Source organism: Campylobacter sp. 110, from assembly GCF_002383965.1.
Taxonomy (GTDB): domain Bacteria; phylum Campylobacterota; class Campylobacteria; order Campylobacterales; family Campylobacteraceae; genus Campylobacter_D; species Campylobacter_D coli.
On the sequence record NZ_NXBD01000019.1, the window covers coordinates 36,810 to 48,206 of the forward strand.

Here is an 11,397-nt window from a genome sequence, read left to right on the forward strand (position 1 = left end):
AGAAAAAAATGAAATTTTTTAAACTTTCTTTCTTGGCTTTAGTTGCCTTTTTTTAGTGGCTTGCGGTTCTTTAAATCCTGAAGATTTAGCTAAAAATTTTACAAAAGATCTTTACAGTGGTGATACTAAATTTGTTATGAGTTACATTGATCTTAGCGAAGCTAAAAGCGATGAAAAAAACATTTGTTAGTGATAAAATCACTCAAGTTGTTGCTGAAAATGCAGCCAAAGCAAAAAGAATGGGTGGTGTTAAAGATATTCAAATTGAAGAAAAAACAATCAATAAAGATTCTGCTAAAATCAGAGTTTTAGTGTTATTTAACAATGATAATAATCAAAGCAGCAATGTTTTTCTTGCTAAAAAAGATAGAAAATGGCTTGTTTTACTTAAATAAAATTTTATATTTTTTCTTAATTTTATTTTTATTGATTGGAATTTTGGGTTTCTTTATAAATTCCAATCCTTCAAATCAAATCATCAAAAAACCCTATCTACCTTTTCTTGAAATAGGTGATCTTGTCTTTCGTGCAGGAATAGGAAGTGAAAGTTTTTTAATAGAAAATTTAAGTCAAAGCCCTTATTCTCATATCGCTATGGTAGTTAAAACTTCTCCAACTATACTCATACATGCTACAACAGATGATGACAAAAATGCTAAAAACCAAGTTATCTTAAGCTCTATGGATGATTTTTTAAAACTGAGTCATAAAATTGCTATTAAAAGATTAAAATTTGATGAAAAAACCAAACAAAAAATAGTTGCTAAAGCTTTGGAACATTTAGGCAGAAAATTTATCATAAGTACAGATAAAGATGCTTTTTGCTGCACTACTTTTTTAGAACAATCTATTAACTCCATTACCCCATTTCATCTTCAATATACTCTAATCAAAGCTCCTTTTAATGAAGGTTTATATCTTTTTCCACAAGCTTTTTTTGAAAATAATTAAAGCGTATTAATTTTATGAAAGTCAAAAATTTTTAATTTCACATTCACTTCACTTAAAAATTTTATAATGTCATCACTTTACATTAAGGAGAAATAATTATGAAAAAAAGTATTTTATTCGCATCAGCACTTTTAGCTAGCTCAATGCTTTTTGCAGATAGTCTAAAACTTCAAGGTACTATAGTAGAGGTTTATGATAATAATAAAACTTTACTTATAGATTCAATTTATGGCGGGCAAATGGCTGTAAGGATATTGCCAAATACTGAAATTGATATGGATAATTGTGGGATTTTTGGAATGGATAAACACGGAAAATTCAAAGATTTAAAAGTAGGAGATTTTCTTGAAATAAAACTTTACTATCCTGGATATTCATCTAATCCTACTCAAGCACCTGCGATTCCTGTGGCAAGAGAAATTGATATAGAGTGTTACAAAAAAGCTTATTAATTTGCTTACTTTTTAGTAAGCAAATTTAATTTCTTCAAAATTTAAACTTTTTTTAGCAAGGAATTTGTAAAATAGTACTTAAATTTGTTTAAGGAAAAAAGATTGAAAAAACTACTTATAATTCCTATTATTATCTTTCTTTGCTTCATTGCGCAAATTTTTTATATGGGACATATTAATGAAAGTTTTTTTTATAATCTTACTCAAACACAAAATCCCTATTATGAGATAAAAAATGTAAATTTCCATAAAGGTTTTTTAAATTCAAAGGCTGATTTTACCATAGAAGATAAGTATAATTTAGGTTTAGTTTCAAAGCTTGATTTTAAATTTAACAATAATTATTTTTCAAAATTTATAGCACAAGGAAAACTCAGCAATCCCTTCAAACTCTTAGATGATAAATTACAAAATAAAGAATTAGCTTGGTTTAAGATACAATCTATTCAAAATGATCTTAATGTATCAATTCAATTTCAAGATATCAATTTAAGCAATGAAGGTGGAAATGCATTATGGGAAAATGTTTTAACTGAAATTTTACTGGATAAAGAAGATTTAAAAATTAAAGCTATTTATTCAAAAATAGGTCAAGTTGATTTTTCTCAATTTTATGCAAAATTCTATCTAAAAAACCTAGACCATCAACAAAAATTTGAAAAACCTATATCGTTTTCTAATTTAATACAATTTAACGAAAGTGTAGAAGAGTTTAAATTTGATTTTTGCGAAATCAATAATCATACAATCTCTTCATTTTATAATAAAAATATCATTTATTTTGATGATAATAGTCAAACCTTGAAAATGCATTCTCAAGGCAAAGCAAATAATCTAAATATAGATTTAACTTCTCAAATTTATCAAAGTATTGATTTTGATCAAATTCATTTTGATCTCATTTATAGTCAAAAAAAACCTGATATTTCTGATGATAAATTGATTTTTAAACCTTCTAATGAAGAATTAAACTTGCAAATACAAAATATCACTTTAAAAAAAGATAATCAAGATATAAACATCAAAGGAAATATCTTTTTATCAATGCAAAGTCATAAAGCTCATATTCAAATTTCTAGTTTAAAATCGCCCGATGAAATCTTTACTTGGGGGCAATTTTTTGGAGGTTTAAATCAATACTTTATAAAAAATGAAGAGGGTATGTTTATCATGGATCTTCATTATGATAGTGATGCTAAAACTCAGCTTAAAATCAATGGCAATGAATTTACGGATATAAATTTAAACTGATGAGTTTAGCTTTAAATTTTCGTCCCAAAACCCTAGATGAAATTCTAGGCCAACAAGAACTTGTAGAAGTATTTAAAAAATTTATCAGTATGCAAAAACTTCCCCATAGTTTATTTTTTGGACCTGCAGGATGTGGAAAAACAACCTTTGCTAGAGTTGTAGCTAAGGATTTTGGGCTTGATTTTTATGAATTTGATGGTGGAAATTTCAAACTTGAGGATTTAAGAAAAATCATAGAAAATTACAAAAACAGCCTTTATAAACCTCTTATTTTTATCGATGAAATTCATCGCTTGAGTAAAACTCAACAAGAAATGCTTTTAATTCCTATGGAAAATTATCGCTGCATTGTTATAGGTGCAAGTACTGAAAATCCTTATTTTGTTTTAAGTTCAGGCATTAGAAGTCGCTCTATGCTTTTTGAATTTAAAAATCTTGGGCAAAAAGATTTAGAACTTTTATTAGAGCGAGCGCAACAAAAAATAGCATTTAAAATAGAAGATAATGCTAAAGAATTTTTACTAAAAAGCTTCGATGCTAGAGCAATGTTAAATTTACTTGAATTTGCTTTGGTTTTAAATGAAAAAGAAATCACTTTAGAAAATTTAAAAAAACTTCGCAACGGAGTAAATAGCGAGGGTGTAAGCTCAAAAGATACTCATTATATTTTAGCAAGTGCTCTTATTAAAAGTTTGCGCGGAAGTGACGTTGATGCAGCTATTTATTATCTTGCTCGTTTAATTGATGCAGGAGAAAGCGCTGATTTTATCGCTAGGCGTTTGGTGATTTTTTCAAGTGAAGATATCGGAAATGCCGATCCAAATGCTTTAAATTTAGCGGTTTCGACTCTAGAGGCTGTTAAAAATATAGGTTATCCTGAAGCAAGAATTATCCTAGCCCAATGCGTAGTTTATTTAGCAAGCACAATCAAATCTAATGCAAGCTACAAAGCTATCAATGAAGCTTTAAACTATGTAAAAAATAATGAAACTTTAGAAATACCTAATTATCTTAACAACAATCATCAAGAAAAACAAAACTATCTTTATCCACATGATTTTGGTGGCTGGGTAGAGCAAAAATATCTTAGTAAAAATTTAAAATTTTATCATAGCAAGGGCTTAGGAGAAGAAGCAAAATTGTTAGATAATTTATATAAATTAAAAAACCATAAAGCTTAATTTTATTATTTAAAATTTACAAAATAAATGCTAAAATCAATATTTTATTTTCAAGGAAAAAGATGATTAAAATAGGAATTTATGGCGCTAAAGGACGAATGGGAAAACAGATTGAAGAATGTTTAAAAAGCGAAACACAAGCACAAATTTCGATACTTTATGATAAGGGTGGAAATTTAGGAGAGCTTTTTGAAAAAAGCGATGTGATTATTGATTTTTCTTCCCCAAGTGGAACTCATGAGCTTTTAAATTATGCAAGAACTATACCTAAACCTTTGGTAATAGGTACAACAGGGCTTGATGAGAAAATTTTACATTTGATGCAAAGTGCTAGTGAAGTGATGCCGATTTTTTATGCGACCAATATGTCTTTAGGTGTTGCGGTTTTAAACTATCTTGCTAGTAAAGCCAGTCAAATGCTAAGAAATTTTGATATAGAAATTTTAGAAATGCATCATCGCCATAAAAAAGATGCACCAAGTGGTACAGCTATGACTTTAGCTCAAAGTGTAGCAAAAGCTAGAAATTTAGAACTTGAAAAAGTAAGAGTAAGTGGAAGAGATGGCATTATAAGTGAAAGAAGCAAAGATGAGATTGCCGTGATGAGTTTAAGGGGTGGCGATATAGTAGGACGTCATACAGTAGGTTTTTATGAAGAGGGAGAATTTTTAGAACTTAATCATACCGCTACTTCAAGGGCGACTTTTGCTAAAGGTGCGATTAAAATCGCTATTTGGCTTAGTAAGCAAGAAGCAAAAATGTATTCAATCAATGATTTTTTAGGAATTTAAAATGTGTGCAGTTGTAGGAGTTATTAATTCAAAAAATGCTAGTACTTATGCGTATTATGCGCTTTTTGCTATGCAACACCGTGGGCAAGAGGCAAGTGGTATTAGTGTGAGTAATGGTAAAAATATTAAGACTATTAAAGCTAAAGGTGAAGTGAGTCAAATTTTTAATCCCGATAATTTAAAAACTTTAGAAGGTGAAATCGCTATAGGGCATAATCGCTATTCTACCGCGGGAAATTCAAGTTTAAACGATGCCCAACCCATAGCAGCCACTTCGGTTTTAGGTGATATTGCTTTAGCGCATAATGGAAATTTAGTCAATAAAGAAGAAGTAAGATCAAGACTTATTCAAGATGGGGCTATTTTTCAAACCAATATGGACACAGAAAATATTGTTCATCTTATCGCAAGAAGTAAGCAAGAAAGTCTAAAAGATAGATTTATTGAGAGTTTAAAAGAATGTATAGGAGCTTATTGTTTTGTTTTAGCAAGCAAAGACAAGCTCTATGTTGTAAGAGATCCTTATGGGGTGCGTCCTTTATCTTTAGGGCGCTTAAAAGATGGAGGCTATATAGTTGCTAGTGAAACTTGCGCTTTTGATCTTATAGAGGCTGAATTTATACGTGATGTTAAACCAGGGGAAATGCTTATTTTTACTCAAGGAAATGATAAATTTGAAAGCATAGAACTTTTTTCTCAAACTCCTAGAATTTGCGCTTTTGAATACATTTATTTTGCTAGACCTGATAGCATAGTAGAAGGTAAAAGCGTGTATGAAGTGCGTAAAAAAATGGGCGAAGCTTTAGCTAAAAAATTTGCTTATAAAGCAGACTTTGTCGTGCCTGTGCCAGATAGTGGAGTAAGTGCAGCTATAGGTTTTGCTCAATATTTACAAATCCCTCTTGAAATGGCAATAGTTAGAAACCATTATGTAGGTAGAACCTTTATCGAACCTACTCAAGAGCTTAGAAATTTAAAAGTTAAATTAAAATTAAATCCTATGCATAAAGTTCTAAAAGATAAAGAAATTGTCGTAGTAGATGATAGTTTAGTGCGTGGGACAACTTCTAAAAAAATCATTTCCCTACTTCGTGCCGCAGGTGCAAGTAAAATTCACTTGGCCATAGCTTGCCCTGAAATTAAATTTCCAGATACTTATGGGATCGATACTCCAACCTTTGAAGAACTCATTAGCGCTAATAAAAATTTAGAAGAAGTACGCGAATATGTGGAAGCAGATTCACTTAGCTTTTTAAGTATCGAAGAATTAACTCAAAGCATAGGGGATGAGAGAAAATATTCTTTAATTAGCTTTGATGGAGATTATTTTATCAAATAATCTCTATTTTACATAAGAGGGATAAGTAAAGAAAAACAAATGTGTTAAATTTAAACCATAATGAAAAAATACACTAAGCCACAAACTCTTACTATATCTCCAAGCCATTCCATAAATCAAACCTGCCAAAGAAGCAAAGATTATCATCAAAATACCTGCTTTATAATGCGCCGCTCCAAATGCCAAACTTGCGACTAAAAGCGCTCCTACACCCCCTATCAAACCTTGTAATCTTTGTTGTAAATAACCCCTAAAAAATGCTTCTTCAACCAAAGCAACCAAAAATAAATTAGAAAATAAAAAATACACTATCCAAGAAGGAAAGCCTATTTCCATTTTAATTACACCCAAATACCAAGGGATAGATAAAAGTAAAAAAGGACTTGCAAACAATAACGCTGCTTGAAATAATTTTGGTTTTATTCTATTTAAATTCTCAAACAAACTCGGCATGAGTAAAAAAAAGTAAAAAAACACCCAAAGGCTTATCAAAACTAAAATATAAAGTAAAAGCACTGCTATGCTCACTTGCATGAACTTTATCTAGAATTTTTACATTATTAACACCTGGAATAAAATGCAAAAATAAAAGCAAACAAAATGCCACTATCAAAAGCTCTAAAAATACATTTTTATTATTTTTATAATACAAGGACAATAAAAAAAATATACCCACAAAAACAATAAAACTTATTTCTATGATATTATGATAATAAGCCAAAAATCCACTGATTGCCAATACTACAAAAGATAATTTTATTTTTTTAAATGAGAGCAAGGCCAAAGCTAAGACTAACAAGATAAAAGTTAAGATCATATTTTATTTCTCTTTTTTAATTTCATCAAATTTCGCAAAAATAGTATCACTTAAAAAATTAAATATCTATAAAAATCACTCATATAAGTGATTAAAAAAACCCAAGCAAAGCTTGTGTCAATCATAAAAAATATGAATTTATCATAAATAAACAATTTAATTTTTAAAATACATTTAAATTTCATTGATGATAAAATATCAGCCCTATGAGTTTGAAATCATAAGGAATAATATAGAAATATTAAATATTTACATATAGAATAAAAAATATCTTATTAATGAATAATTAATTATTTAAATAATAAAATAATACTATTATAATTATTATCAAGGATTGACAATGAAAATTTTCATTTCTTTTTTTGTCTTGGCGACATGTTTATGGGCTAAAGAAATAGCCTATACAGATGAAGTTGTATCGCTTTATCTTAACAAAGATGATACTAAAGTTACAGGAAGGCTTTTACCTACAAATGCTTTTGAAATTTTAAAAAGTGATAAAGATAGGGTTTTAATAAAAGTTGATGGATATGTAAATCCCAAAGCTCCTTCTGTGATTTATTTTAACGATTCCCAAAGAATCATTGTTGCTGCTTTTTCTAAAAATACAAAACTCAATTTCTCACAAACAAGTGCGGGAAAAATGGTAAATGGAATAAGGTGAGCCTTGAAATTTGGGCAGATAAAAAAGATTTTGCTAAAGACAATAAAGAAATGTTAAGTCGTGCAAAAAATCTTTTTGCTGAAAATTGCGGAATTTGCCATGCCTTACATCCTGAAAAAGAATTTACCGCTAATGCTTGGCCTGCTGTTTTTCGCTCTATGGCAGATAGAACAGGGATTGATAAAAAAGATAGATAGCTAGTAATACAATATTTACAAAAAAACGCAAAAGATTTTAAAGCAAAATAAAAGGAAAGGCTATGTTAGATAGAAGAAGATTTTTAAAAATTGGTGCAGCATTAAGTACTTTACCCCTTATTCCGACTTTAGGTGCAGGAAAAAGTGTAGAAGCTACAAAAGTAAGTCTTGGACTTGTAAAAAACGGTGAAGTCATCACGGCAGCTCAGATGGTAAAATCATTAAAAGTGAACCTTGGGAAAAAATCACTAAGATGGATAATCCTTTGCAGCATTACACCGCAGATATGGTTTATAAATCTCGCGTAAAATATCCTTATGTACGCAAATCCTATCTTGAAAACCCTGACAATCCTAAACCTGAACTTCGTGGAAAAGATGAATTTGTTCGTGTAAGTTATGATGAAGCTATAAAACTTATCGCAAAAGAACTCAAAAAAACAAGAGAAGCTAAGGGTACAAGTGCTATTTTTGGTGGAAGTTATGGTTGGAAATCAAGTGGTAATATGCAAAATGCTAGAATATTATTACATAGATTTTAAATGTTACAGGTGGTTTTGTTGGCGCTACTGGAGACTATTCTACAGGGGCTTCTCAGATTATTATGCCTTATGTGGTTGGTTCCATTGAAGTTTATGAACAGCAAACCTCATGGGAAAATATTTTAGAGCATTCTAAATATGTCGTTATTTGGGGCGCTGACCCGATTTCTACTTTACGCATTGCTTGGACTGCATCAGAACAAAGAGGTTTGGCTTATTTTGAAAAACTTAAAGAAAAGAAAATAAAAGTTATTTGCATTGATCCTGTAAAAACCGATACAGCTAAATTTTTAAATGCAAAATGGGTAGCACCACGCCCAAATACCGATGTAGCTTTGATGATGGGTATGGCAAGTCATTTGATTGCTCAAAATAAAGTTAATTATGAATTTTTAGAAAATTATACTACTGGCTTTGATAAATTTAAAGATTATCTTGATGGAAAAGAAGACGGTATCAAAAAAAGATGTTAAATGGGCAAGCAAAATTTGTGGTATCGATGAAAAGATGATTAAGAATTTAGCTGAAATTTTCTACGATAATCCTACTATGATTATGAGTGGTTGGGGTATGCAAAGAGCTCATTATGGCGAGCAACCACACTGGATGCTTGTAACTTTAGCTTCTATAATAGGACAAATCGGTACCAAAGGAGGTGGTTTTGGGCTTAGTTACCATTATAGCAATGGAGGTGTGCCAACTTGCAAAGGTGGGGTAATCGGCGGAATCAATGCTGGAAGCTTAGGAATTTGGAAAAATGGCAAATTTCAAGGTTTGGCTAAATCAAACCAAGCAAGCGGTGGCGCAGAATGGCTTCAAAATGCTGCAAGTTATTCTTTCCCTGTAGCAAGAATAGCAGATGCTTTACTTAACCCTGGAAAAACCATAGATCACAATGGTAGCAAAATTACTTATCCTGATATTGATTTTATCTACTGGGTAGGTGGAAATCCGCTCGTGCATCATCAAGATACCAATACCAATGTAAAAGCATGGCGAAAACCTCGTACTGTAGTAGTTAATGAAATTTATTGGACTCCAACAGCGAAAATGGCAGATATTGTAATGCCTGCAACTTCATCTTATGAAAGAGATGACATTACTATGAGTGGGGATTATTCTAATATGCATATAGTGCCAATGAAACAAGCCGTTGAACCGGTGGGTGAAAGCAAAGATGATTATATAATTTTTGCTGATATTTGCAAAGTTTATGGTCAAAATGTATACAATGCTTATACAGAAAAGGGCAAAAAAGCAAAAGACTTCATCAAAGAATATTATGATAGTGCTTTAAAACAAACTCAAAGCTTTGGTGAGGCTTTTGCTACTCCTATGCCAAATTTTGAAGAATTTTGGGCAAAAAACGAACCTATTACTTTTGAAGCCACTGCAGAAAGCTTAGAATGGACACGTTTTTCAGAATTTATAGAAGATCCAATCCTTAATGCTTTAGGCACAGAATCAGGCTTGATTGAAATTTACTCTCAAACAATCAAAAATTACAATTATGATGATTGCAAAGCGCATCCTACTTGATTTGAACCGATTGAATGGCTTGGAAATGCTACCAAAGAAGCACCTTTTCATCTACTCACGAACCATCCAAAAGATCGCTTGCATTCTCAGCTTTGCCACACAAGTTTAAGAGATACTTATGCGATAAAAGATAGAGAGCCGATTTTGATAAATACCAAAGATGCAAAAAAACTTGGTGTTAAAAATGGTGATGTTGTAAGAGTCTTTAATAAACGCGGAGAGGTCTTAGCAGGTGTAATTATAAGTGATGATATCATGCAAGGCGTCGTAAGACTATGTGAAGGCGCTTGGTATGATCCTGACGAAAATGGGCTTTGCAAATGTGGAAATGCAAATGTCTTAACCATAGATATTCCAAGCTCAAAACTTGCAAATGGTAATATAGCGCATACAGGACTTGTAAATATAGAAAAATTTACAGGCACACTTCCAGCTCTTAATGCTTTTAGCGCTCCAAAAGGTGCTATTTAACTCTATCTTAAAGAAAGTCTTAGGACTTTCTTTAGCTTAAAAACACATAAAAGCAATCTAATCCAAAAAAATTAAAACATCTAAATCAAAATGACAATTGTTTCAAATTTAATATGAATTAAAACCTTTATAGGCAAAATATGCGCTCAAAAATCAGTTCAGGAGTGTTTATGCAATTATCAATTCGTAAAAAAATGCTTATGTTGGGAGCCATCTGTTTTATTTCAATGTTGGCAACTTTTGCAATTTTTTATTACAACAATCTACAAGGAAGTCAAAAAATTGCCCAAACAACAAAAAATTTAATCAACAAGGAAATAGACATTAAAGTTGAACTTTTAACCAAATCAATGGCTATTGCTTTAGGGGATTTAATCAAAGATGTTGATGATGAAAAAGAAAAAATAAAAATTATCGCTACCGCAATTGAAAATTTTAGATTTGAAGAGGATCAAAGCGGATACACTTTTTTGTCTATCAAAAAACAACCGTCAAAGCCCATCCTGTTAGAAAAGACTTGATTGGCACAGATTTATATAATGCAAAAGATGAAAATGGAATCTTTTATGTTCGAGAATTATACCAAAGAGCATTAGATAAAGGGAGGGTTTGTTACCTTTCACTTTACAAAACCTCAACCCAATGGAGAAAATACAATTGCAGAAAAAACAGCATATAGCTATTTAATCCCTAATACAGATAATTTATGGATTTCCACTGGTGTATACAAAGACACTTTAGAACCTTATATTGATAGAAATTTGGAAGAATTGTTATCATTTTTTTCTGAAGGCTTTTTTGAGACTGTATTGTTTTCTATAGTCTTTATATTAATTATTATACCATTTATTTTTATATTCTATAGAAATTTAATTATTGGAATACAAGGAATAGATGCAAATATTACTTCCTTCTTCAACTTCATCAACCATAAAACCAAAAATGTTTCTACTATTGATGTAAAAACTAATGATGAATTTGGTCAAATCTCTAAAGCTATCAACGAAAACATTCTTGCTACTAAACAAGGTTTAGAACAAGATGCTAAAGCAGTAAAAGAAAGTGTTGAAACTGTAGGAGTAGTAGAAAGTGGTAATCTTACTGCAAGAATTACAAACTGCTGTTCAAAGCTTAACCACTTCTTCTAATTCTCAAGCAGCTTCTTTAGAAGAAACTGCAGCAGCTTTAGAAGAGATCACTTCT

6 protein-coding genes and 7 pseudogenes are annotated in these 11,397 nt (G+C 30.7%); 12 read left to right on the forward strand and 1 reads right to left on the reverse strand.

Annotated elements, in window-relative coordinates; genetic code table 11:
• The first annotated feature begins 55 nt into the window (after positions 1–55).
• From BGS43_RS02285 to purF, 7 genes and pseudogenes are all read left to right on the forward strand, one after another.
• Positions 56–395 (forward strand): annotated as a pseudogene (locus BGS43_RS02285) (DUF4878 domain-containing protein).
• Complete coding sequence (locus BGS43_RS02290; RefSeq protein WP_096568660.1) at positions 379–951, forward strand: YiiX/YebB-like N1pC/P60 family cysteine hydrolase; 573 nt, start codon at positions 379–381, stop codon at positions 949–951. The pseudogene BGS43_RS02285 and the gene BGS43_RS02290 overlap by 17 nt, the downstream one beginning before the upstream one ends.
• A gap of 98 nt (positions 952–1,049) precedes the next feature.
• Positions 1,050–1,403: a hypothetical protein gene (locus BGS43_RS02295; RefSeq protein WP_044600802.1), complete on the forward strand. Its 354-nt coding sequence runs from the start codon at positions 1,050–1,052 to the stop codon at positions 1,401–1,403.
• A 102-nt stretch (positions 1,404–1,505) separates the two neighbouring features.
• Complete coding sequence (locus BGS43_RS02300; protein WP_096568649.1) at positions 1,506–2,654, forward strand: hypothetical protein; 1,149 nt, start codon at positions 1,506–1,508, stop codon at positions 2,652–2,654.
• Positions 2,654–3,835: a replication-associated recombination protein A gene (locus BGS43_RS02305; RefSeq protein ID WP_096568652.1), complete on the forward strand. Its 1,182-nt coding sequence runs from the start codon at positions 2,654–2,656 to the stop codon at positions 3,833–3,835. The genes BGS43_RS02300 and BGS43_RS02305 overlap by 1 nt, the downstream gene beginning before the upstream one ends.
• 62 nt (positions 3,836–3,897) lie before the next feature.
• Positions 3,898–4,626 (forward strand): 4-hydroxy-tetrahydrodipicolinate reductase, encoded by a 729-nt coding sequence (gene dapB, locus BGS43_RS02310; RefSeq protein WP_096568655.1) that lies wholly within the window; start codon positions 3,898–3,900, stop codon positions 4,624–4,626.
• Position 4,627: 1 nt separating this feature from the next.
• Positions 4,628–5,965 carry an amidophosphoribosyltransferase gene (gene purF / locus BGS43_RS02315; RefSeq protein WP_096568657.1) on the forward strand — a complete coding sequence of 446 codons (1,338 nt, stop codon included), beginning with the start codon at positions 4,628–4,630 and terminating at the stop codon, positions 5,963–5,965.
• Positions 5,966–5,968: 3 nt separating this feature from the next.
• On the opposite strand, the pseudogene BGS43_RS02320 reads toward purF, so the two are convergent.
• Positions 5,969–6,782, reverse strand: a pseudogene (locus BGS43_RS02320) (CPBP family intramembrane glutamic endopeptidase).
• Positions 6,783–7,122: 340 nt separating this feature from the next.
• On the opposite strand from BGS43_RS02320, the pseudogene BGS43_RS02325 reads away from it, so the two are divergent.
• The 5 pseudogenes from BGS43_RS02325 to BGS43_RS02345 all read left to right on the forward strand — a co-directional run.
• A pseudogene (locus tag BGS43_RS02325) lies at positions 7,123–7,643 on the forward strand (cytochrome c3 family protein).
• Between the two features lie 62 nt (positions 7,644–7,705).
• Positions 7,706–10,194 (forward strand): annotated as a pseudogene (locus tag BGS43_RS02330) (molybdopterin guanine dinucleotide-containing S/N-oxide reductase).
• A gap of 170 nt (positions 10,195–10,364) precedes the next feature.
• Positions 10,365–10,715 (forward strand): annotated as a pseudogene (locus BGS43_RS02335) (hypothetical protein).
• A pseudogene (locus BGS43_RS10220) lies at positions 10,709–10,873 on the forward strand (hypothetical protein); the annotation flags it as partial. The pseudogenes BGS43_RS02335 and BGS43_RS10220, both read left to right, overlap by 7 nt.
• Before the next feature lie 127 nt (positions 10,874–11,000).
• Positions 11,001–11,397 (forward strand): annotated as a pseudogene (locus tag BGS43_RS02345) (hypothetical protein); the annotation flags it as partial.

Bases quoted from the DNA above. Each gene is read 5' to 3' on its own strand.
- purF (WP_096568657.1), top strand. From the start codon at position 4,628: ATGTGTGCAGTTGTAGGAGTTATTAATTCAAAAAATGCTAGTACTTAT.
- BGS43_RS02305 (WP_096568652.1), top strand. From the start codon at position 2,654: ATGAGTTTAGCTTTAAATTTTCGTCCCAAAACCCTAGATGAAATTCTA.
- dapB (WP_096568655.1), top strand. From the start codon at position 3,898: ATGATTAAAATAGGAATTTATGGCGCTAAAGGACGAATGGGAAAACAG.
- BGS43_RS02295 (WP_044600802.1), top strand. From the start codon at position 1,050: ATGAAAAAAAGTATTTTATTCGCATCAGCACTTTTAGCTAGCTCAATG.